At 70.7% G+C, this 22,802-nt stretch carries 20 protein-coding genes and 1 tRNA gene; 15 read left to right on the top strand and 6 right to left on the bottom strand.

Annotated features, from left to right (window positions below):
- Window positions 1–150: 150 nt before the first annotated feature.
- The gene (locus tag GAS53_RS19195) at window positions 151–693 is read left to right on the top strand and encodes an ATP-binding protein (RefSeq protein ID WP_225858995.1); all 543 of its coding nucleotides are present in this window, start codon (window positions 151–153) and stop codon (window positions 691–693) included.
- Window positions 694–875: 182 nt separating this feature from the next.
- Window positions 876–1,841, top strand: a complete 966-nt coding sequence (locus GAS53_RS19190; protein WP_151478861.1) for a DUF5926 family protein — start codon at window positions 876–878, stop codon at window positions 1,839–1,841.
- A 243-nt stretch (window positions 1,842–2,084) separates the two neighbouring features.
- Here the strand turns inward: GAS53_RS19190 and GAS53_RS19185 are convergent, their stop codons facing one another.
- Window positions 2,085–2,687, bottom strand: a complete 603-nt coding sequence (locus GAS53_RS19185; RefSeq protein WP_151478860.1) for a hypothetical protein — start codon at window positions 2,685–2,687, stop codon at window positions 2,085–2,087.
- 56 nt (window positions 2,688–2,743) lie between these two features.
- Window positions 2,744–3,409, bottom strand: coding sequence for a bifunctional DNA primase/polymerase (locus GAS53_RS19180; RefSeq protein WP_151478859.1), 666 nt, complete (start codon window positions 3,407–3,409; stop codon window positions 2,744–2,746).
- Between the two features lie 471 nt (window positions 3,410–3,880).
- Between GAS53_RS19180 and GAS53_RS19175 the strand changes: the two genes are divergently transcribed.
- From GAS53_RS19175 to GAS53_RS19160, 4 genes are all read left to right on the top strand, one after another.
- Window positions 3,881–5,392 (top strand): PP2C family protein-serine/threonine phosphatase, encoded by a 1,512-nt coding sequence (locus GAS53_RS19175; protein WP_151478858.1) that lies wholly within the window; start codon window positions 3,881–3,883, stop codon window positions 5,390–5,392.
- An 89-nt stretch (window positions 5,393–5,481) separates the two neighbouring features.
- Window positions 5,482–6,969, top strand: coding sequence for an aminopeptidase P family protein (locus tag GAS53_RS19170; protein WP_151478857.1), 1,488 nt, complete (start codon window positions 5,482–5,484; stop codon window positions 6,967–6,969).
- Between the two features lie 154 nt (window positions 6,970–7,123).
- Entirely contained in the window at window positions 7,124–8,491 is a 1,368-nt protein-coding gene (gene pdxR / locus GAS53_RS19165; protein ID WP_151478856.1) for a MocR-like pyridoxine biosynthesis transcription factor PdxR, read from the top strand.
- Between the two features lie 110 nt (window positions 8,492–8,601).
- Complete coding sequence (locus GAS53_RS19160) at window positions 8,602–9,906, top strand: MFS transporter (RefSeq protein ID WP_151478855.1); 1,305 nt, start codon at window positions 8,602–8,604, stop codon at window positions 9,904–9,906.
- On the opposite strand, the gene GAS53_RS19155 is transcribed toward GAS53_RS19160, so the two are convergent.
- From GAS53_RS19155 to GAS53_RS19145, 3 genes are all read right to left on the bottom strand, one after another.
- Entirely contained in the window at window positions 9,881–10,720 is an 840-nt protein-coding gene (locus GAS53_RS19155) for a triphosphoribosyl-dephospho-CoA synthase (RefSeq protein ID WP_151478854.1), read from the bottom strand. The genes GAS53_RS19160 and GAS53_RS19155 overlap by 26 nt on opposite strands.
- A gap of 12 nt (window positions 10,721–10,732) precedes the next feature.
- The gene (locus tag GAS53_RS19150) at window positions 10,733–11,683 is read right to left on the bottom strand and encodes an intradiol ring-cleavage dioxygenase (RefSeq protein ID WP_151478853.1); all 951 of its coding nucleotides are present in this window, start codon (window positions 11,681–11,683) and stop codon (window positions 10,733–10,735) included.
- A 109-nt stretch (window positions 11,684–11,792) separates the two neighbouring features.
- The gene (locus GAS53_RS19145; RefSeq protein ID WP_151478852.1) at window positions 11,793–12,248 is read right to left on the bottom strand and encodes an ATP-binding protein; all 456 of its coding nucleotides are present in this window, start codon (window positions 12,246–12,248) and stop codon (window positions 11,793–11,795) included.
- 224 nt (window positions 12,249–12,472) lie between these two features.
- Here GAS53_RS19145 and GAS53_RS19140 point away from each other — a divergent pair, with 224 nt between their 5' ends.
- From GAS53_RS19140 to GAS53_RS19100, 9 genes are all read left to right on the top strand, one after another.
- On the top strand, window positions 12,473–13,294 hold the full coding sequence (locus GAS53_RS19140; protein ID WP_151478851.1) for a hypothetical protein: 822 nt from the start codon (window positions 12,473–12,475) through the stop codon (window positions 13,292–13,294).
- 130 nt (window positions 13,295–13,424) lie between these two features.
- Window positions 13,425–14,171 carry a YcnI family copper-binding membrane protein gene (locus GAS53_RS19135; protein WP_151478850.1) on the top strand — a complete coding sequence of 249 codons (747 nt, stop codon included), beginning with the start codon at window positions 13,425–13,427 and terminating at the stop codon, window positions 14,169–14,171.
- 93 nt (window positions 14,172–14,264) lie between these two features.
- Window positions 14,265–14,939 carry an SCO family protein gene (locus GAS53_RS19130; RefSeq protein WP_151478849.1) on the top strand — a complete coding sequence of 225 codons (675 nt, stop codon included), beginning with the start codon at window positions 14,265–14,267 and terminating at the stop codon, window positions 14,937–14,939.
- 32 nt (window positions 14,940–14,971) lie between these two features.
- The gene (locus GAS53_RS19125) at window positions 14,972–15,436 is read left to right on the top strand and encodes a copper chaperone PCu(A)C (RefSeq protein WP_151478985.1); all 465 of its coding nucleotides are present in this window, start codon (window positions 14,972–14,974) and stop codon (window positions 15,434–15,436) included.
- Between the two features lie 14 nt (window positions 15,437–15,450).
- Window positions 15,451–17,367, top strand: coding sequence for a copper resistance CopC/CopD family protein (locus GAS53_RS19120; RefSeq protein ID WP_151478848.1), 1,917 nt, complete (start codon window positions 15,451–15,453; stop codon window positions 17,365–17,367).
- Between the two features lie 8 nt (window positions 17,368–17,375).
- A complete protein-coding gene (gene efeB, locus GAS53_RS19115; protein ID WP_225858994.1) occupies window positions 17,376–18,842 on the top strand; it encodes an iron uptake transporter deferrochelatase/peroxidase subunit in 1,467 nt (488 codons plus the stop codon).
- Between the two features lie 70 nt (window positions 18,843–18,912).
- Complete coding sequence (gene pheA, locus GAS53_RS19110) at window positions 18,913–19,845, top strand: prephenate dehydratase (protein WP_151478847.1); 933 nt, start codon at window positions 18,913–18,915, stop codon at window positions 19,843–19,845.
- Between the two features lie 519 nt (window positions 19,846–20,364).
- Window positions 20,365–21,642, top strand: coding sequence for a serine--tRNA ligase (serS, locus tag GAS53_RS19105; protein ID WP_151478846.1), 1,278 nt, complete (start codon window positions 20,365–20,367; stop codon window positions 21,640–21,642).
- Window positions 21,639–22,487, top strand: a complete 849-nt coding sequence (locus GAS53_RS19100) for an HAD family hydrolase (protein ID WP_151478845.1) — start codon at window positions 21,639–21,641, stop codon at window positions 22,485–22,487. The genes serS and GAS53_RS19100 overlap by 4 nt, the downstream gene beginning before the upstream one ends.
- A 145-nt stretch (window positions 22,488–22,632) precedes the next feature.
- Here GAS53_RS19100 and GAS53_RS19095 read toward each other — a convergent pair.
- Window positions 22,633–22,716 (bottom strand) — tRNA-Ser (locus GAS53_RS19095).
- Window positions 22,717–22,802 lie beyond the last annotated feature (86 nt).

Raw genomic sequence — 22,802 nt, 5'->3', positions numbered from 1 at the left:
AATTCAGGCCAGGCAATTACAGGGAGTGCTCCGGCGCGTTCGGTCCGTATTCGATCGTTACGAGTGCGTCACTGCACGTGCATTGGCCGGTTTCCGGTCCAGTCCAGGGGGGCATTCACACCGTGGCGTGGGGCGAAGGAGGTCTCGGGGGTGGCGTTGGTGGTGGCACAGGAGGTGCCCACGTCGTCGAGCATGGCCGTACCCCATGGCCCTGCGGGCGTGGGGGAAGCAAGACACCGGATGCGGGCTCAGCTGCGCACCGGCGGTGTGGCGGAAACGGTCATCGACGATGCCGTACTGATCCTTTCCGAACTACTCAGCAATGCCTGTCGGCACGGCAGGCCGCTGGGCGACGCCCTGGCGGGGGACGGTGACGTCCGGGCCGCATGGCGCGTCGATCCGAGCGGCAGGCTCACGGTCGAGGTGACGGACGGCGGTGGTCCGACCCGTCCGGTTCCGGCCACGCCCTCGGTCACCGCGCACGGCGGCCGCGGGCTGAACATCATCACGGCGCTGGCCGACGACTGGGGCGTCCGGGACGACGCCCGCGGCGAGGTCACGGTATGGGTCGTCGTGCACAAGGACGTGCACGCCGGGCACCGCCGCGACGACTTCGCCGCCCGTGTCACGGCCCCGTCGGTGTCCGCGATACCCGACCTGGACTTCGGGGACGCCTTCGACGACCTGGACTGAAGCAGACCGAGACGGCCTGGACCGAAGCGGACCGAAGCACACCGAAGCGCCGGTTCCCGGACGAACCGGAGCACGGCGTCCGGGACGACTCGGCACGTTGTCCACAGGGTCCCCGTGGGTCCTCGTACGAGCGACTAGGCTCGCGCCCGTACGAGTCGAGCCGTAACCGGGAGACATCCACGATGGCCAAGAAGCGACCCCAGACGAAGGCCAAGCAGCCTCAGCTGACGGATGGAGAAATCCCGGTGGTAGGGGCGCGCGAGCCCTGCCCGTGCGGCAGCGGCCGCCGTTACAAGGCCTGTCACGGACGGGCCGCCGCACACGCGGTGACCGAGCTGGTGCACCGCCCCTTCGAGGGGCTGCCGGGCGAGGCCGACTGGGTCGCGCTGCGCGAGCTCGTGCCGGCGGCCACCGTCGAGCTGCATCTCAAGGAGCCCCTCCCGGAGGGCGTCCCTTCGGTCACGCTCGCCACGGTGCTGCCGATGGCGTGGCCCGCGCTGCGCCGCGACGACGGCTCGGTCATGATCGGCCTGCAGAACGACACCGCGTCCGGCGACATCAGCCGCGACCTGGCCGACACGCTCCGGCGCGCGCTCACCGCGGAGCCCGGCACGCCGGTCCAGGGCCGCCGCGCTCCGGCCGACGGACCGCGGCTGCAGGATCTCCTCGACCCCGAAGGCGCGTTCGAGCCAGTTGTGCACGCGGGCTTCGAATTCTGGGTTCCGGACGCGCAGAACGCGACCACGGAGGTGACCGCTTCCCTGGAGCGGGCGAACGCGGCCGCCATCCCGACGGTGAAGCTCTCCGGCGTCGACGCGGCGTACTGGTGCGAGACCCCGGACAAGAACCACCTGCGCTGGGTCATGCCGCACCCCGAGGAGCAGCTTCTGGACGCACTCGCGCGGCTGCACGCGGCAGGCCGTTCGAGTCTCGGGGAAGGCACCCGCCTCGTGGGCTCCTTCCGTGCCCACGGCCTCACGGTGCCGGTCTGGGACCTGCCGACCGGCGTCACCGCGGAGGACATCGAGAAGCCGGCGGCCGAGTTCGCCGAGCGGCTCGCCGACGCGCTGGCCTCGGACGCGCCGCTCACCGCGGACGAGCGCAGGGCGCGCGGCGGTCTCACCAACCGGCAGGTCACGCTCAGCTGAGGCACAGCGAACGCCCGGGCTCGGCTGACCAACCGGTCAGCCGGCCGACAGGTGCACGGACCAGGTGACTCCTGTCACAACTCCCTGTTCTGACAGGAGAATCGGTGTCCGAATAGCCGAGATCGAATTTGCGAACCGCCGATCTCTTGTTACCGTTCCAGTAGCCCGGTTGCTGGTGCATCCCCCGTCGCCAGCAACCGGGTCTTTTCGTTCCCGAATCCGGACCCGCCGTCGGCGGAAGCCTCAACCCGCAGTCTGCGCAGGTGAGTTGCTCCCCGAGCGCAGCAACAGCGGTCCACCTGAACCCTCCGCGAACTCCGCGACCGCCGTGTACGCCCGCGCGTCTTTCGCCGTGCGCTCCCGCGGTGTCTCGCACGCCCCCGGCTCGTCGTCCGCGCCCATCGCGCAGTGCATCCGCACGGTGCGGCCGTCGGGTCCCATGAGGGTCAGCACGGACGAGAGAGCGTCGCCGGTCGCGTTGCGGTAGTACGTACGCGCCCAGGTGTCCGGTCCCTGCGTCAGCACACAGGTCTGCGCCTCGATGCCGTCCGGGGACGCGAGTTCGGGGCCGCAGCGGGCGGTCGTGACAAGGCCCAGGTCGAGCGTCAGGGGGCTCCTGGACGGGCTCTTGGACGCCGTGGGACGCGGCTCGGGCGCCTTGGCATCGGCGCGACCGGCGGCGGGCGCTTCGTCGGAGGTACGCGCACCCGAGGCACGTGCGGCGCCATCGGAGGTACGTGCGGTCGCGGGATCCCCGCCGCCCACAGGTCCCGCGGAGGCCACGGCCAGCGGCAGCGCGACCGTGAGCGCGACGACGCCTGCCAGCGCCAACAGGCGAAGGTTCATAAAAGGGACGATAACGAGCGAGGGCGGGCGCGCCGTTCGCCGCGCGCCCGATTCGCCTACAACTCGGGGGCGCTCACACCCGTACGGGTGAGGGCCTCCACCACGGCGTCCACCACGGCTTCCACATCGGGCACCCAGGGGGCGGCCGAGCCGGGCAGCGGAGCCCGCTCCCAGCGGATCTGGCCCAGGCCGGTCTCGGACGGGGGCAGCGCCACATAGCCGCCCTCGCCGTGGAAACGCAGCGAGCCCGGCACGTAGTCCTTGGCGTAGAGCAGCTCGCCCAACTGCTCCAGGGAGTACGGCTTCACGAGCAGCGCCCAGCGCGTCGGGGACGCGATCACGGGACCGAGACGCATCCCCATGTGGTCGAGCGCGAGGAGCGCGCGGGAGGCGGCGAGGGCCGGCAGGCTCACCGCGCAGGGGGCCTTGTCACCGGTGGCGAGGACGATCGGCGCCGAGGGGCGGTTCGTCCACCACCAGCGCACCATGCGCTCGTCGGTGGTGGCCGCGAGCAGGCCGGGGTCGAAGGGGTGGGCACCGGGCACCGTGCACTCCGGGTCGGGGCACGCGCATCGGGCCCGCCCCTGCGGGTCCGGTGCCACACCCGGGAGCACAGGCCACTGCCATGCGGTCGCGAAGGTCAGGGCCGCGCTGAGCATCTCAGACTTCCCGCCGTTTCGTTTGGACAGGAGCCTGCGTCGCCTTCCGAGGATCTCGCGCATGAGCGCTCGTTCCTTTCCGTTGCACGCCTGGCAACACCGAGGACCACATCACACCATGTGTCGATCACTTCACTGTGCGTACCTACTGGCGCATCACACCCCTGTCGGAGACAAGGGGAACCCCTATGGGCCGAGCATTGGCTGCGTCCGCGTCCATACTGCGTCTGTCAAAAGCACGGGCATGGCGTGGGGTGGCGGCGCCTGGCGTTTGCCGTCCCGCGTATTTCTCGCCGCCTCCGCCACGGGAGGATGGGGCACGGTCATCGGTGGTTAAGACGCCCGGGTCCGTCGCCAGGTTCCGGGACGAGCCCAACCACCCCTGGCCTTCACCGAGTACGTACCCATCACGACCGCTGTGACGCTCCGTCGAACAAGGCCAGTCGACCTCAATACACCGAGACTCGAGTCAGTTTTAAGCCAACTTTGCATTTCCGCAACAGTCCCACGGACACCAGGAATCCCAGCAGGACAATGCTGGACATCCCCTCACGAGTGCGTGTACATGTGGAGACACTGCTAGCGGCGCAGAATGACATGGGGGTTTGCGATGCTATCGAGCAATACGCACCGGTCGGAAAGCCGGACGCCATGAACGCCCCTCACCTCCCGAAAGTGGCCGGAATCGATTCAACGGTTCCAGCGCCCACACACACTGTCGCGCCGACACGTGCCACCACGGGTACCTCTTCGGCCACTTCTCCGCATGCCCCCGGGGCCGTTCTCCAGGACAGACTCGCAGGTTGGGTCTCCGATCTCACCACTCTGCACGAACTCACCGAGCGCCTGGCCCGCACCGCATCGCTGGCGGACGCACTCCAGGAACTGCTGCGCGCCGGAGCCGCCCTCGTGGGCGCCCAGCGCGGTCTCGTAGTCCTGGAACCGGGCGACGGACTCGGCCCGGACACGACCATCGGCCTGGGACTCGCCCGCGCCGATCTCGGCCACATCGAGACCGTCCCGCGCAGCTCCATGTCGTACGGGAAGATCCTCGACGGACTCCCCGGGGGCGAGGGCGAGATCGCCCAGCCCGATCTCCTCTCCGAGGACGGGCTCGACCCGCGCCACCGCGAGGTCGCCGCCCGGCTCGGCTACGCCGCGAGCTACGCGCTGCCGCTGTCCACGGACGCGGCGGGCCGCCTGGGCGCCGCCGTGTGGCTCTACGACGAGCCCGCCGAACCCGTCGAGCGCCAGCGGCACCTCGTCGGCCTGTACGCCCGCTACGCGGCCGAGCACTTGGCCCGGCTGGTGGAACTGGACCGCACGCGCGCGTGCATGGCGACCATCTCCGAGGAGCTGCTCCCCTCACGACTGCCCCGGGTCTCCGGCGTCCAGCTCGCCGCACGGCACCGCACGGGGCCGCGCGGCGGCGGCGACTGGTACGACGCCCTGCCGCTGCCGGACGCCGCGCTCGGCCTCGCGGTCGGGTCCGTCACCGGGTCGGGGCCCAGCGCGGTCGCCGCGATGGGACGCCTGCGGGCCTCCCTGCGGGCGTACGCCGTGATGGAGGGCGAGGACCCCGTCGCCGTCCTGTCCGACCTCGAACTGCTGCTGCGGCTGACCGAGCCCGCCCGCTCCGCCACCGCTCTGTTCGCGTACTGCGAGCCCGCGCTGCGCAAGATCACGCTGGCGGGGGCCGGACACAGCCCGCCGCTGGTGATCGGCGAGCGCCGCACGGAGTTCGTCGAGACGTCGCTGTCGGCGCCCCTGGGGATGCTCGCCTGCTGGGAGGCGCCCAGCGTGGAGTTCGAGGCGGCGGCCGGAGAGACGGTTCTGCTGTACACGGACGGGCTGCTGCACCGCACCGGCGACCCCATGGACCGGGCCTTCGCGCGGCTGCACGCGGCCGCCGCGAGTGTGCCCAGGGCGCTGCGCACGGACCCGGGCGCGGTCGCCGATCACGTCCTGCGGAGTGTCCTGCCGGACGGGCTCGACACCGCCGACAGCGAGGAGGACGTGGTGCTCCTCGCGGCCCGCTTCGAGTGAGCCCCTCGTAAGGGGTCTTCCGGCCCTGGGCGCCCTTCCGTACGACCGTACGATGGAGGGCGTCCAGAGTCGTATCTAGGAGGCAGACCGTGTCGGAGGCGCTCAACCCGGAGACCCCGGAAGCTGTGCTTGACGATGCCGCCGACCAGGCGGACGAAGAGAAGCCGATCAAGCAGCGCAAGAACGGCCTGTACCCGGGCGTGTCCGACGAGCTGGCCGAGAGCATGAAGTCCGGCTGGGCCGACACCGAACTGCACGGCCTGGAGCCGATCCCGCAGGCCGAGTACACCGCCGCCCGCCGTGCCGCGCTCTCCGCGCGCTTCCCGGGCGATCGCCTGGTGATCCCGGCGGGCAACCTGAAGACCCGCTCGAACGACACGGAGTACCCCTTCCGCGCGTCGGTCGAGTACGCGTACCTGACCGGCAACCTGACCGAGGACGGCGTCCTCGTCATGGAGCCCACCGCGGCCGGGCACAAGGCCACGATCTACCTGCTGCCGCGCTCCGACCGCGAGAACGGCGAGTTCTGGCTCTCCGGCCAGGGCGAGCTCTGGGTCGGCCGCCGCCACTCCCTGACCGAGGCCGAGCAGCTCTACGGCATCCCGGCCTCCGACGTCCGCGAGCTCGCCGACAAGCTGCGCGAGGCGACCGGCCCGGTCCGGGTCGTACGCGGCTACGACGCCGGCATCGAGACGGCGCTCACCGACAAGGTGACCGCCGAACGCGACGATGAGCTGCGCGTCTTCCTCTCCGAGGCGCGGCTGGTCAAGGACGAGTTCGAGGCCGGCGAGCTGCAGAAGGCCGTGGACTCGACGGTCCGCGGTTTCGAGGACGTGGTGAAGGTCCTCGACAAGGCCGAAGCCACGTCCGAGCGCTACATCGAGGGCACGTTCTTCCTGCGCGCACGGGTCGAGGGCAACGACGTCGGATACGGCTCGATCTGCGCCGCCGGGCCGCACGCGTGCACGCTGCACTGGGTGCGCAACGACGGTCCCGTGCGCTCCGGGGACCTGCTTCTGCTGGACGCGGGCGTGGAGACGCACACGCTCTACACCGCCGACGTCACGCGCACGCTGCCGATCAACGGCACGTACAGCGAGATCCAGAAGAAGATCTACGACGCCGTGTACGAGGCCCAGGAGGCCGGTATCGCGGCCGTGCAGCCGGGCGCCAAGTACCGCGACTTCCACGACGCCGCGCAGCGCGTGCTGGCCGAGAGGCTTGTCGAGTGGGGGCTCGTCGAGGGCCCGGTCGAGCGTGTTCTGGAGCTGGGGCTGCAGCGCCGCTGGACGCTGCACGGCACCGGCCACATGCTCGGCATGGACGTCCACGACTGCGCGGCCGCGAGGACGGAGACGTACGTGGACGGCACGCTGGAGCCGGGTATGTGCCTGACGGTCGAGCCGGGGCTGTACTTCCAGGCGGACGATCTGACCGTGCCGGAGGAGTACCGAGGCATCGGGGTGCGGATCGAGGACGACATCCTGGTGACCGAGGACGGCAACCGGAACCTCTCGGCAGGGCTGCCGCGCCGCTCCGACGAGGTCGAGGCGTGGATGGCTTCGCTGAAGGGCTGATACGGAGCTGATGGCCGGGTACCAGAGGGGTGCCCGGCCATTTTCGTCTGCGGGTGTTCTGTGGCTCGTCGCGCCCACAAGGCGCGGAGCCCTGCAAGGCCACGGCCCCGCGCCTCTGAAAGAAGAGGCGCGTTCTACTCGGGGGAGCTGATCGGTGGACGTGTTCTGGGCCGGTGTCGGGGTCGACCTCCATCTTGAACCCGACGCTGCCGACGGGCGCCGCGCCGGGCTCGAGCGGGCGTTGCGCGATGCCGTACGGGACGGACGGCTGGCACCCGGGTCGCGGTTGCCGGCGACGCGGCGGCTCGCGGCCGAGCTGGGGATCTCGCGGGGGACGGCCAAAGCGGCGTACGACCAGCTGGTCGCCGAGGGATATCTCACCGCGCGGCAGGGGTCCGGCACCCAGGTCGCCCCACTGCCCTCGCTGAACGCGGATGCGCCGGAAACATCCACACACGCGCGTGCACCCCGTCTCGATCTGCGGCCGGGGAGCCCCGACGTCGGTACGTTCCCGGCGGCGGCCTGGCTGCGGGCGCTGCGGCGGGCGATCGCGAGCGCCCCCTCCTTGGCGTACGACTACGGGGACCCGCGCGGCCGGATCGAGCTGCGTACGGCCTTGTCGGGGTATCTGGGGCGGGCACGCGGGGTGATCGCGCCGCCCGAGCGGATCGTGGTCACGTCCGGGTATGTGCAGGGCCTCGCGCTCCTCACGCGCGTGCTGAACGCCGGTGTGATCGCCATGGAGGACCCCGGGCTGCCCTTCCACCGGGACGTGGTCCGGCACAACGGCGGGACCGTGGCCCCTGTAGAGGTCGACGAACGGGGTGCTTCCGTACGGGGGTTGGCTGACGCGGCGGCCGTCGTCGTCACGCCCGCGCACCAGTACCCGACCGGGGTGACGCTGCACCCGGAGCGGCGGCGGGCGCTCACGGACTGGGCACGCGCGCGTGGAGGGCTGATCGTCGAGGACGACTACGACGGGGAGTTCCGTTACGACCGGCAGCCCGTGGGCGCCCTCCAGGGGATGGCACCCGGGCACGTGGTCTACCTGGGGACGGCGTCCAAGACGCTCGGGCCCGCGCTGCGGCTCGGCTGGATGGTGCTGCCGCCGCACCTCGTCGACGCGATCGCCGACGCCAAGCTGCACAGCGACCATCACACCGAGTCCATCGGCCAGTTGGCGCTCGCCGAGCTGATCAACAGCCACGCGTACGACCGGCACGTACGCGCGTGCCGGCTGCGGTACCGGCGGCGCCGGGACCAGCTGCTCGACCGGCTGGGCACGCGTCGGGGTGTGCGGGGCATCGCGGCGGGTCTGCACGCGCTGATCGACGTGGTGGACGAGGGTGCCGTGCTGGCGCGGGCCGCCGAGGAGGGGCTCGCGGTGGGGAACCTCGGGGAGCACTGGCACACGGCGGGTGACGGGCGGCCGCAAGGGCTCGTGGTGGGTTACGGGACGCCTCGCGAGCGTGTCTATCCGGAGACGCTGGAGGTGTTGGGGCGGGTGCTGGACAGAGCCTGAGACCGAAGTCCTCGCAGGCCCACGACGGATGCCCGCAGTGAAATTGGGCCACAAAAGGGCTTGTAAATTGGCCCTGTTGAGGGGTCCGCATCGCTCGTAGCGTCGTACCCATGACGAACCGAGTCGCACCGGCCGCAGCCCTCGCGAAGACGAGCCGCCTTTTCCCGCCCGCGGGCCCGCGGCGCGTCCTGGCTCTGGCCCAGTTGAGCAACTCCGTCGGGGACGGCGCCTACTACGTCACGTCCGCCCTCTACTTCACCCATGTCGTCGGGCTCGCCCCCGCGCGCGTGGGGCTCGGGCTCACGGTCGCGTGGGCGGTCGGGTCGGTGGTGGGGGTGCCGCTGGGGCGGCTCGCCGACCGGCGCGGGGCGCGCGGCACGGCGGTGCTGCTGGCGCTCGCGACCAGCTTTGCGGTGGCGTCCTTCCTCGTCGTACGCGGCTTCGTGCCGTTCGTGCTCGCGGCGTGCGCGTACGCGTCCGCGCAGTCGGGGCTCGCGGCGGCACGGCAGGCGCTGCTGGCCGGGCTGGTGTCCCGGGAGGAGCGGACAGGGCTGCTCGCGCACCTTCAGTCGACGCTCAACGCCGGTCTCGCGGTGGGGGCGGGGCTCGGCGGACTCGCGCTGCACCTGGGGACGCGGGCGGCCTACCTCGGGGTGTTCGCGCTGGACGCGGTGAGCTTCCTGCTGTGCGCGGCGGTGCTGTTGCGGCTGCCGGTCGTGACGCCGGTGCACGCGCGCGTAGGCGTCGGTCAGAGGCGCGGACGGGGCGGCCGGGGCGATGCCCTCGGAGTGCTGCGCGACCGCCCGTATGCCCTCGTCACGCTCCTCAACACCGTGCTGCTGCTGCGGATGCCGCTGCTGAGCCTGGGCATCCCGCTGTGGATCGCCGAGCGGACCGAGGCGCCGGCGTGGCTGGTCTCCGCGCTGTTCGTGCTGAACACCGGTGCGGTGATGCTCTTCCAGGTGCGGATGGCGCGTGGGGTGACGGGGCCCGCGTCGGCGACGCGCGCGGTGCGGCGTTCGGGGTTCGTGATGCTGGCGTCGTGCGCGGTGTTCGCGCTGTCGGGCGGGGTGTCGTCCTGGGTGGCGGTGGGCGTGCTGATCGCGGGCGCGGTGCTCCAGGTCGTCGCCGAGATGCAGCAGTCTGCGGGTTCCTGGCAGCTCTCCTTCGACCTCGCCCCCGCCGACCGGGTGGGCGAGTACCAGGGCTTCTTCGGTACGGGCGTGACGGTGGCGAGGACCGCGGGGCCGCTGGTCCTGACGGCACTGCTCGTGGGATGGGGCACCCCGGGCTGGCTGCTGCTCGGCGGTCTGATGCTGGCGGCCTCGTGCGCGATGGGGCCGGCGGTGCGGTGGGCGACCGACAGCCGGCCCGCCGCCGCACCTCGGGTCATGCGGCCAGTGCCGGTGAACTGACCCTCACCGGAAGCGAGTCCAGGAACAGGGCCCCCGCGAGCAGACCACTGCTTCCGCGGGGGCTCCACGCGCGCGCGTGGAGGTCGTCGTCGAGAGCGGCCAGGGCCGCGCGGCCCGCCGCGGCGGCCGTACCGCCCGCTGCGAGGACCCCGCGGGCGCCCGCCTGGACGTGCCGCAGCCCGTGTGGGCCCGCCGTGTGGAGCAACTCCGTGTCCTGGAGCGTCGACATGACGGTCAGCAGAGCGTCGAGCCGGGCGCAGGGCTCGGGGGCGCCCGCCGAGCGGGCCGCGGCCAGGGTGTCCAACGCCCGCCGTACGTGCGGGAATCCGGCCCGGGCCTCACCCCTCGCCCCTGCCGCGCCGTACTGCGCGGAGACCGACGAACCACGGGATGGCCGTCGCGGCGCCCTCCGGTCGGGGTGCGCCGCGATCCGCTTGCCGGTCGCGGCGAGGTCGCGGCCCGTGGCGCAGGGTTCCAGTGCCGCCGCGGCGACCAGCAGGCCGAGCACCCACAGGGCCCCTCGGTGGCCGCCGCCCGCGAGGGCCACCGAGTGCTCGGTGGACCGGCCGATCGCACCGAGTTCCGCCCGGAGTTCCGGCGTCGGCGAGCCGGTGCGGCGGGCGGCGGCCGCCATGGCCGCGAGCCCGGGCGCCAGGGCCTTCGCCGACCAGCGCAGGGAGCAGTGGTCCCGTCCGGTCGCGCGGGCGCCGAGATCGCGCGGGTCGGGCAGTCCGGGCTTGGGAGCCAGCGCCAGCTGCCCGGTCAGCGCGGTTACGGCGGCCTGCGCCAGCGTCTCGTCCTCGCTCCTGCTCATCGACGTAAACGTTTACGAGGAGGAGGTGGACGCGGAAGCCGACGCGCTCGGAGCGTCGCTGGGGACATCACTGGGCGCGCCGCTCGGGGGCGTACCGCCATCACCACCACCGCCGCCGCCCGCGCCGGTGTTCTCGGCGTCCGGGTCGATGCCGAGGGTGATGTACCCCTTGTAGCCCTTGGCGGGGTCCTTCTTGTGCACGGGCTTCAGGGTGAGCAGACCGCCGGCGGCGCCTCCGCCGTCGTAGACCATGTCGTCGTCGAGCTTGGTCCAGGTGCCGGTGTGCTGCGCGTACGGCTCCAGTTCGAAGATCTGCTCGGCGACGTCGTCGTCGAAGAAGAGCTGGCCGGTGTAGTTGACCTTGCCGCCCTCGTACGTGCCGTCCTCCTTCGCGCCGCCAGTGTGCACCTTCACGTGGATGTGGCAGGTCCGCGGCGTGTACCAGCCGGGAACGATCGTCTCGAACTTGACGACCCCGTTGGCGTTGGCGATCTGGTAGCCGCGCAGATACGTCTTGTCGTCGGCGGTCGAGCCGTCCTCGCTCTCGGCGGGCGCGGAGCCGCCGGGGTTGGCCGTCGTGTAGCCGGAGTAGTAGCCCCAGGCGTCGCAGTGCCAGATCTCCACGGCCGCGCCCGCGACCGGGGAGCAGGACTCGGTGGTGTCCTGCACAGTGATGCGCAGTGTCAGCGGGACGCCGCTCTTGCCCTCGGTGATGTCCTTCCGCACGAGGGCGCCGTCCAGGTAGTACGGGCCTTCGGTGACGCTGGACATCAGGACGCAGGTGCCGCTGCTCGCACCGGCGGACGCGCTCGCGACGCTCGTCTCCGTGGTCGTGGCGGCCGTCTCGTCGGCGAAGGCGGACCGGTAACCGGTGATCGCGAGCCCGCCGGCCGCGACCGTGCCTCCGGTGACCGTGATCGCGCGGCGCCGGGTGATGCTCGTGTCTTTGTGCTTTCCCGTCATGCCGGGAAAGTTAGGGACGCCACCCGTCAGCGACGTGGGGGACGCTGAGGACGCTGAGGACGCTGGGAGAGCTGAAGCCGGCGGGCAAACACCCTCCCCAGGAGACCCGTTACGTGGCCACCAGCGGCGTGTCCTCGCGCCACTTGAGCATCTTGTCGAAGCTGACCACCGCTCCGCCCCGGCCCGGCTTGTTGCCGATGTGGACGTGGTCGGCGAGCTCCTGGATCAGACACAGGCCCCGGCCGTGCTCGGCATCGCTGTGGACGGGCCGGACAGGGGCACGACCTCGGCCGGACGGGAACCCAGGTCCGGAATCGGCCACTTCGATACGGCACTTCTCGCCGTCCAGATAGGCCGTGACCCGGTAGGCCTCGGCGGGCTCCCCACGGACGGAGTCACCCCCGTGCTCGACGGCGTTGGCGCAGGCCTCGCTCAGCGCGACGGAGAGATCGTAGGAAATATCCGGATCCACCCCCGCCGACTCCATCGTGCCGAGCAGCAGGCGCCGGGCGAGCGGCACGCTCGCCGCCTCACGCCGGAGATGGAGGGACCACCAGATGCTCATGCTCCAGCCTCCTGGCCGCGGCTCGACATACCGTTACGTATTGCCGCGGGGCGCGGGATGTAAGCGTGCTGTTGACGTGATGCCGCCCATTCGGGGGATGTGCCGCCGCCATCGGCCGGTGTATGTGTGGGCGACTCGGGCCAGAACATGATCTTCCGGTCCGTACGTCATCTTGTGGACCTGCCGTATGGAGCGGGTGAGCCCAGTGCGATGATGAGCCCGCCATGACTGCCCCCCACCGGCCCGCGCGCACCGGAGGTGATCTCCGGGTTCTGAGGGCCGCGGTGTTCACCGCGGTCTGTGTCGTGCTGGCCGCGGCCGGTCATGCGATCGCCTCCTGCGACACGGTTCCGCCGTGGTCGCTCGGTGCCGGATTCCTCGCCGTCTTCGCCGTCGCGGCACCGCTCGCCGGGCGTGAGCGCTCGCTGCCGGGCATCGCCGTACTGCTCGCGGTCGGCCAGACCGTGCTGCACACGCTCTTCGGGCTCGGTCAGCACGGCACGGCGGCGACGGCGTCCGGAAGCGTGGACGCCTCACTCGTGGCGCGGGCCGCGCGACTGGTGTGCGGCGCGTCCGTCGCGACGCTCAGCCCCGCCCAGGCGCAGCGGATCCTCGCCGACGCACGGCTCGACACGAGCGGGACGGGCGCGACGGGAAGCACGGCTCACGCCATGCACGACTCCGCGGGCGCTCTGTCCACCGCAGCCGGATCCTCGGCGTCCGTGCTGCCGTCACTGCCCATGCTCCTCACCCACGTTCTCGCGGCCGTCACCACCGGATGGCTGCTGCGCCGTGGGGACATCGCGCTGCGGCGCCTCCTGCGGCTCTCGGCAAACGGTGTGGTCGAAGGGGCGCTCGCCTCCCTGCGCGGGGCCCTGGCGCTCGTACGCGCCCTGCTGGCGGGCCTCCCGGGTACGTCCCAGGACGCGCCACGCGCACCGCACGCCACTGAGTACGCGCCACCGGTCCCGCGTACGACCGCTCTTCGGCACTCGGTCGTCCGGCGCGGCCCGCCGGCCGGCGAGGCCCTCGTCCTCGCCGCCTGACGCGACGCACCACTCCTGGATCCATCACTCCTGGGGGTGCCGTCGTGCGGCACGCGCGCGTGCCCGTCTTCTCGCACGCGCAACCCCGTTCTTTCACCGAACCAGTGCTGAAAGTGGAGTGTTCCCTTCCATGAAGGCTTCCCGTATCGCCGCGACCGGTGTCGTCGCCGCCTCCGCCGTCCTCGTCCTGTCCGGCCCCGCGTTCGCACATGTCAGCGTGCAGCCCGAGGGCACGGCCGCCAAGGGCGGTTACGCGACGGTCAACTTCAAGGTGCCGAACGAGCGCGACAACGCCTCGACCACCAAGCTCGAGATCAACTTCCCGACGGACCACCCGCTCGCCTCGGTCATGCCGCAGGCCGTCGACGGCTGGACCGTCAAGGTCACCAAGTCCAAGCTCGACAAGCCCCTCGAACTGCACGGCGAGAAGATCAACGAGGCCGTCACCAAGGTGACCTGGACCGCCGACGGCAAGGGCATCCAGCCCGGATACTTCGAGAAGTTCCCGCTCTCCATCGGCGCCCTGCCCGAGGACACCGACGAGCTGGTGTTCAAGGCGATCCAGACGTACTCCAACAAGGAGGTCGTGCGCTGGATCGAGATCCCGAAGGAGGGGGAGGAGGAGCCCGAGGCGCCCGCCCCGGTACTCGCGCTGTCCGCCGCCGAGGACGACCACCACGGGTCCGCCGACTCCGCATCCGACGACTCCGAAGAGGCCGACGACGCGCAGGCCGCCGCCAACAGCTCGAACACCGAGGCCGCGTCCTCCGACAGCAGCGACACCACGGCCCGCGTGCTGGGCATCGTGGGCATCGTCGTCGGCGTGGCGGGCGTGGCGTACGGCGTCCTCGCCGGTCGTCGACGTACCAACGCCTGAGGCCCAAGCACTCCTCTGGCGCGCGTCGTGGGGTCGTACGGTCTCGTACGACCCCGGTGCGGGCCGGAGCTCTCACATCTGGGACATTTTTCTATGCGCAAGAAGACATACGCCGTCGCCGCCCTGTTCGCCGCGGCCGCTCTGACCCTCTCCGCCTGCGGCAGCGGTGACGCCGACAGCGGCAACGCCGTCGCCGAGGTGTCCGCCGAGGCCGGTTCCGACAAGGCCGCGACGGTCCTCGACAAGCCGTTCGAGAAGCCGGACCTCGTCCTCACCGACACGCAGGGCAAGAAGTACGACCTCCGCGCGGCGACCAAGGGCAAGCCGACGCTGATCTACTTCGGCTACACCAACTGCCCCGACATCTGCCCGCTGACGATGAACAACGTCGCGGTCGCCAAGAAGCAGCTGGCCCAGGACAAGCAGTTGTCCCAGGCCGAGAAGGACTCGCTGCAGATCGTGTTCGTCACCACCGACCCGGAGCGGGACACCCCCGCCGCGCTCGGCAAGTGGCTCAAGGGCATCGACCCGGATGTCGTCGGCCTGACCGGCTCCTTCGCGACGATCCAGGGGGGTGCCCGGACGCTCGGCATCACCATCGAGGCGCCGAAGAAGGAGAAGAACGGCAAGGTCACCTCGATGCACGGCACGCAGGTCATCGCCTTCTCCCCGAAGACCGACGGCGGTTACGTGCTGTACGGCGAGGACGCCACCGTCGACGACTACACCAAGGACCTGCCCAAGCTGATCAAGGGCGAGAAGCCGTGACCCGTCGTACGGCGTCCGCGGGTGCCCTCGTCATGGCGGCGGCCCTCACCCTGGCGGGCTGCGGCGACTCGGACTCCGGCAAGTCGGGGCCCGAACTGTCCGTCGGCTCGGCCTACATGCCGCAGCCGGTCTCGGACTCCATGGCGGCCGGTTTCCTCGTCATCGCCAACGACAGCGGGGCCGACGACAGGTTGTCCTCCGTCACCAGCGACATCGCCGGCGAGGTCACGCTCCACGCGACATCCGGGCAGTCGATGACGGAGGTCAAGGCCCTCGACATCCCGGCCCACGGCAAGCTCGCCCTAGAGAGCGGCGGCAACCACCTCATGTTCGAGAAGCTGAAGCGCAAGCCGAAGGAGGGCGAGAAGGTGTCCCTGGAGCTGCACTTCACGAAGTCCGAGGCGATCAAGGTCGAGATGCCGGTGAAGTCCGCCACCTACCGGCCGGCGGCGGCCACGAAGTCGTCTCCGCAATCGTCCACGAAGTCGCACCACTGAGGGAGGGACCACCGTTGAGTCAGGCCATCGCTCCCCGCGTCCGGACGCTGCTGTTGCTGCTCCTCGCCGTCACCGGCGCGCTCCTCGCCGGGGCCGTGCCCGTCTCCGCGCACGCCGCGCTGACCGGGAGCGACCCCCAGCAGGGAGCGGTGGTCGACGAGGCGCCCTCCCAGGTGTCGCTCACCTTCTCCGAGAAGGTCGCGATGTCCGACGGCTCGGTCCGCGTGCTCGACCCCAAGGGCGAGCGCGTCGACGCCGGCAAGACGTCCGAACAGGGCACGAACACATACGCCGTGAAGCTGCACTCGGGCCTGCCCGACGGCACGTTCACCGTCACCTACCAGGTGGTGTCGGCGGACAGCCACCCCGTCTCCGGGGCCTTCACCTTCTCCATCGGAGCACCCTCGAAGACCTCCGTCGCCGTGTCCGACCAGGAGGCGGGCGGCGGAGTCGTAGGCGGACTCTATGGATTCGCACGCTATGTCTCGTACGCGGGATTCGTTCTCCTGGTCGGCGGCGCGGCCTTCGTGCTGGCCTGCTGGCAGCGGGGCGCCGGCGTGCGGCCGGTGCAGCGGCTCGTGGTCTCGGGATGGCTCGCGCTGACCGGGGCCACGCTCGCCATGCTGCTGCTGCGCGGCTCGTACACCGGCTCGGGGAAGGTCGGGGACATCTTCGACCTGACCCTGCTCAGTCAGGTGCTGCAGACCAAGACGGGTGCGGCCCTGGTCTCGCGGCTGCTGCTGCTCGCCGCGGCCGCGCTGTTCATCGCCGTGCTCTTCGGAGCGTATGAGAAGCGCGACGACGACAAGGAGAAGGGCGATCTGACCTTCGGGCTGGCCATCGGAGGGTTCGTCGTGGCGGCAGGTCTTGCCGCGACCTGGGCGATGGCCGAGCACGCCTCGACCGGCATCCAGACAGGGATCGCGATGCCCGTCGACGTGCTGCATCTGCTCGCCGTCGCCGTCTGGCTCGGCGGTCTGTCGACGCTGCTCATGGCCCTCTACCGCGCGCCGTCCCTCGAACCGTCCGCCGTACGCCGCTTCTCCCGCCTCGCGTTCGGCAGCGTGGCCGTACTGATCGCGACCGGGATCTACCAGTCGTGGCGGCAGGTCGGCTCCTGGTCGGCGCTCACGGGGACGTCGTACGGGCAGTTGCTCCTGGTCAAGGTCGGCCTGGTGGTCGTCCTGGTCGGCATCGCGTGGATCTCGCGGCGCTGGACCACGCAGTTGTCGCAGGCACCCGCCGCGGAGACCGTGAAGGCCTCGGCGAAGGCTTCAGTGACGGCCTCGTCCGCTGCCTCGGCGAAGGACGACCGCAAAGCCGAGAAGGAGCCGGCCGCCGTACGGGCGGGCGGCGGGGACAGCAAGCGGGCCGCCCAACTGGCCCGGCAGCGGGCCGCGGTGGCCACCACGCGCGAGAAGCGCCTCCGGGACGCCGACCCGCTCCGCTCGGGCCTGCGCCGCTCGGTGCTCGCCGAGGCGGGCGTCGCGGTGGTCCTGCTGGCCGTCACGACCGTACTGACCTCCACGGAGCCGGGGCGCACGGAGGAGGACGCGAAGGCCGCCACCGCCACCTCGCAGGAGCCCGGTGCGGCACTGTCCCTGGACATCCCCTTCGACACGGGCGGCCAGGACGGCAAGGGCATCGCCCGCGTCGAAATCGACCCGGCCCGCGTCGGCGGCAACGAAATGCACGTCTTCGTGGAGCGACCGAACGGCAGGGCCTTCGACATCCCCGAGGTCAAGGTCGCCTTCACCCTCGAGTCGAAGGACATCGGGCCGCTGCCCGTGGTCCCCGACCGCATCGCCACCGGGCACTGGACGGCGAACGGGGTGCAGATCCCTATGGCGGGCAACTGGAATGTCGCGGTCACCGTGCGGACCTCCGACATCGACCAGGTGACCGTGGACAAGAACGCGCAGATCGGCTGAACGACACCATGGCTGAACAGTCCACTCCGGAGACGTCGCCCTCGGGTACCTCCAAGTCTTCAGGCACCTCGAAGTCTTCAGGTACCGCTTCGTCTTCGAGTACCGCTACGTCTTCGAGTGCCGCTGGCGAAGGGGCCCTTGGTCAGGGGGGTGCCTCCCAGGGAGCCCCGGCCCAAAAGGCCTCCCCCAAGAAAGCTTCTTCCGGAAACGGGCCCCTTGGGGAGGCCGTTTCTCAGGAATCGCAGGAGGCCTCTCCCAAGGGGGCCATTTCGCGGCGCCGTCTGCTCGGTACCGCCGGTGCCACCGGGCTCGCGCTCGGCGCTGCGGGCGGGGCGGCCGGGTATGCCGCCGCGCCCTCCGACCAGACCGCGCCCCTCACCTCGCTCGGCGCGGACGAGGTGATGTTTCACGGGAAACATCAGCCCGGCATCACGACCGCCCTGCAGGCCCGCGGCCACCTCGTCGCCTTCGACCTGGCGGCGGGCGCGGGCCGGAAGGAGGCGGCCGCCCTGCTGCGACGCTGGTCGGCGACCGCCCAGCGCCTGATGGCGGGCGAGGCGGCCGCGAACGGCGACACGGACGTGGCACGCGACGCCGGGCCCTCGTCCCTCACGGTCACCTTCGGCTTCGGCCACAGTTTCTTCGCCCGTACGGGACTGGAGAAGCAGCGCCCGATCGCCCTCGACCCGCTGCCCGACTTCTCCTCGGACCACCTCGACAAGGCGCGCAGCAACGGCGATCTGTGGGTGCAGATCGGCGCGAACGACGCCCTGGTCGCCTTCCACGCCCTGCGCGCGATCCAGAAGGACGCGGGGCAGGCGGCCAGGGTGCGCTGGCAGATGAACGGCTTCAACCGCTCGCCCGGCGCCACCTCCCACCCGATGACGGCCCGCAACCTGATGGGACAGATCGACGGCACACGCAATCCCAAGCCGTCGGAGTCCGACTTCGACCAGCGGATCTTCGTACCCGACGCGGGCGACCCGTCGTGGATGGCCGGCGGCTCGTACGCCGTCGTACGCCGCATCCGGATGCTCCTCGACGACTGGGAGAAGCTCTCGGTCAAGGACCAGGAGGACGTGATCGGGCGCCGGAAGTCGGACGGGGCACCGCTGTCCGGCGGCACCGAGACGACCGAGATGGACCTGGAGAAGACCGACGCCGACGGCAAGCTGGTCGTCCCCATCAACGCGCACGCCCGCATCACCCGGCCCGACGAGAACGGCGGCGCCGCGATGCTCCGCAGGCCGTTCTCCTTCCACGACGGCTTCGACGCCGACGGTGTACCGGACGCGGGCCTGCTCTTCGTCTGCTGGCAGGCCGACCCGCTGCGCGGCTTCGTCCCGGTGCAGCGCAAGCTCGACCGCGGTGACGCGCTCTCCACGTTCATCCGGCACGAGGCAAGCGGACTGTTCGCGGTGCCGGGCGGGGCGGCGAAGGGGGAGTACGTGGGGCAGAAGTTGCTGGAGGGGTGAGAATCGCCCGCTGAGGCGACCGGGCCCGGAAGCATGAGCCGGGCTTCGCAAGGCCCATTAGGGTGAGGCCATGCCAGCCAGCTACGCGTATCTCGGCCCCGAGGGCACCTTCACCGAAGTCGCCCTGCGGACGCTTCCGGAGTCGGCCACCCGGCAGCTCATCCCGATGGTGTCCGTGCCCGCCGCCCTCGACGCGGTCCGGGCCGGCGAGGCCGAGGCCGCGTTCGTGCCGATCGAGAACTCCGTCGAGGGTGGCATCACCACGACGGTCGACGAACTGGCCGTCGGTGAGCCGCTGATGATCTACCGTGAGGTGCTCCTCTCGATCACCTTCGCGCTGCTGGCCCGCCCCGGCACGAAGCTCTCGGAGATCAAGACGGTCACCGCGCACCCGGCCGCGCAACCGCAGGTGCGCAACTGGATGAAGAGCAACCTCCCGGACGTCATCTGGGAGTCGGCGGCCTCCAACGCGGACGGCGCCCGCCTCGTGCAGGAGGGGCGTTACGACGCGGCCTTCGCGGGCGAGTTCGCGGCGGCACGGTACGGCCTGGAGGCGCTCGAGACCGGGATCCACGACGCGGAGAACGCGCAGACCCGGTTCGTGCTGGTGGGCAAGCCCGCGCGGCCCGCGGCGCCGACCGGCGCGGACAAGACGTCCGTGGTCATCTGGCAGCGCGACGACCACCCGGGTGCTCTGCTCGAACTGCTCCAGGAATTCGCAGGACGCGGGGTCAACCTGATGCTGCTGCAGTCCCGGCCGACCGGCGAGGGCATCGGCAACTACTGCTTCGCCATCGACGCGGAGGGGCACATCGCGGACCGGCGGTTGGGCGAGGCGCTGATGGGGCTCAAGCGGGTCTGTGCGCAGGTGCGGTATCTCGGGTCCTATCCACGGGCCGAGGTCGACCCCAAGGACGTAAGCGCACCGCGGGCCGGTACATCGGACGGCGAGTTCGCAGCGGCCTCGGACTGGCTGGCGCGCTGCCAGGACGGCCGGTTCTAGTCAGTCCTACCTGCAGATTGTCTTCGTCCACAGAAGTTATCCACAGGGGTGCTTCTCGACCTGGGGACAAGTCGACAACGAAGCACGACTCAGTCGACAAATCGGCCTACAACCCACATCTGCGTCCACAGCCCGGCACGTCACCCTTCGTCCACCCGTTTCTGTGCACCAATCCCTTAGAGCGAACCATTTCCACTCGAAAGTGCGTGTAAGGCGGGTTTGGCTCGGGAATTCCCCGTCCCGGACACGGCATTCAGAATGATCACTTCCGATGTCCACAGATCTTTCGCACAGCCTGTGGATAACTTCTCGGAGGTGTGGAGTTCTGTGGACAACCCCGCTCCCAAGTCCCGTTCTCCACAAGGGAATCGAGTCAACCCGCTGCTTCCCGGGTGCCCCATTCAAGGGAACCGAGCTTCTTTCATTGACACAACATGGCAATTCCCCCATAACGTGACAGACACGACAGATCGGAATACCGAGTCGTGGGCCGGAACACCGCACCGGTAGCCTTGAGGGGTGATTGACCTTCGCCTGCTCCGTGAGGACCCCGACCGTGTTCGCGCCTCCCAGCGCGCCCGTGGAGAGGATGTCGCCCTCGTCGACACCCTGCTCTCCGCCGACGAGCGGCGCAGGTCGTCCGGCGTCCGCTTCGACAAGCTCCGTTCCGAGCAGAGGGCGCTCGGCAAGCTGATCCCCAAGGCCTCGGGCGACGAGAAGGCCGAGCTGCTGAAGAAGGCAGGTCAGCTCGCCGCCGACGTCAAGGCGGCGGACGCCGAGCAGCACGAGGCGGACGAGGAGACCAAGCGCCTCCTGCTCCAGCTCGGCAACCTCGTGCACCCCGACGTCCCGGTCGGCGGCGAGGAGGACTTCGTCGTCCTGGAGACGCACGGCACGATCCGCGACTTCGGTGCCGAGGGCTTCGAGCCCAAGGACCACCTGGAGCTCGGCGAGGCACTGGGCGCCATCGACGTCGAGCGCGGCGCCAAGGTGTCCGGCTCGCGCTTCTACTACCTCACGGGCGTCGGCGCGCTCCTGGAGCTGGCGCTCGTCAACGCGGCGATCGCGCAGGCCACGGAGGCCGGCTTCGTCCCGATGCTGACCCCGGCGCTGGTCCGCCCGCGCGCCATGGAGGGCACCGGCTTCCTCGGCCAGGCCGCGGACAACGTGTACCACCTGGAGAAGGACGACTACTACCTGGTCGGCACCTCCGAGGTCCCGCTCGCGGCGTACCACATGGACGAGATCCTCGACGCCGACCAGCTGCCGATGCGCTACGCGGGCTTCTCGCCGTGCTTCCGCCGCGAGGCCGGGACGTATGGCAAGGACACCCGCGGCATCTTCCGTGTGCACCAGTTCGACAAGGTCGAGATGTTCTCGTACGTCGCTCCCGAGGACGCGGAGAACGAGCACAAGCGGCTCCTGGAGTGGGAGAAGCAGTGGCTGACCGGCCTCGGGCTGCCCTTCCAGGTCATCGACGTGGCATCGGGCGACCTGGGCGCGTCCGCCTCGCGCAAGTACGACTGCGAGGCGTGGATCCCGACCCAGGGCAAGTACCGCGAGCTGACGTCGGCCTCCAACTGCGACGGCTTCCAGGCCCGCCGACTTTCGGTGCGCATGCGCGACGGCAAGAAGGTGCAGCCCCTTGCGACGCTGAACGGCACGCTGTGCGCCGTACCGCGCACGATCGTGGCGATCCTGGAGAACCACCAGCAGGCCGACGGCTCCGTACGGGTGCCCGAGGTGCTGCGTCCGTATCTGGGCGGCCGTGAGGTGCTGGAGCCGATCTCCAAGTGACCGGCGCCACTGGGTCGACCGCGTCGACCGGATCCGCTGGGTCGAGCGGGTCCTTCCCTTACAAGCTTGTCGCGACCGACCTCGACGGAACGTTGCTGCGCTCCGACGACACGGTCTCGGAGCGTACGCGCGAGGCGCTCGCCGCGGTCACCGTGGCGGGCGCCGCGCACCTCGTCGTCACCGGCCGGGCGGTGCCCTGGACGCGGCACATCCTCGACGAACTCGGATACGAGGGGCTCGCGGTGTGCGGTCAGGGCGCGCAGCTGTACGACGCGGGGGCGCGCCGTCTGCTCACATCGGTGACCCTCGACCGGCAGCTGGCCGGTCTCGCCCTCGCCAAGATCGAGGCGGAGGTCGGCCCGCTGGCCCTCGCCGCGAGTCGTGACGGCGTCGACGGTGACGTCCTGATCGGCCCCGGCTACCGGGTGCAGGGCCAGCTGAAGGCCGTCCCGTTCACCGACGTGGCCGAGCTCTGGGCCGCGCCCCTGACCAAGATGTACATCCAGCGCCCCGACCTCACGGACGACGAGCTGGCTTCCGCCGCGCGGGTGGCAGCGGGGGGTCTGGTGAGCGTCGTGATGGCCGGCGAGGGCATCGTGGAGATCCTCCCCCTCGGCCTGTCGAAGGCCACGGGCCTGTCTCTGGCCGCCCGCCGACTGGGCGTGAAGGCCACCGACACGATCGCCTTCGGCGACATGCCGAACGACATACCGATGTTCGCGTGGTCGGCATACGGGGTGGCGATGGCCAACGCCCACGAGGAACTCAAGGCTGTGGCGGACGAGGTGACCTTGTCCAACGAGGAGGACGGCATCGCGGTGGTGCTGGAGAGGCTGCTCGGCTAGCCGACTCCCTCTGCCATCCACAGCCCGCCGCCCGAGAAGCCGCCGGCACCGCGCGGTGAGCCCGCCCTGAAAGGGCGGGCGGGTGGGGGAAACTCGCCGCGAAGCGGCGTCTCGAAACCCGCCAAGTCAAAGCGACAGCGTCGCGCGGAGGATGCGTGGATCGAACACGCGCAGGGAGACCCTGACCACGGCTTAGCAAGCCGGTGCCTTACCGCTCGGCCAATCCTCCGGGGGGGTGCTTCTATCTGTTTGGTCAAGGTCTGTGGGCTTGGTCAGGCTGTTTGTTGGTGCCCGGGTTGGTAGAGGGTGCGGTGC

The sequence above is a fragment of the Streptomyces albicerus genome, assembly GCF_008905045.1.
GTDB classification, from domain to species: Bacteria; Actinomycetota; Actinomycetes; order Streptomycetales; family Streptomycetaceae; genus Streptomyces; species Streptomyces albicerus.
Note: the sequence above shows the minus strand (reverse complement) of the source record. Positions and strands in the feature narration are given on the sequence as shown.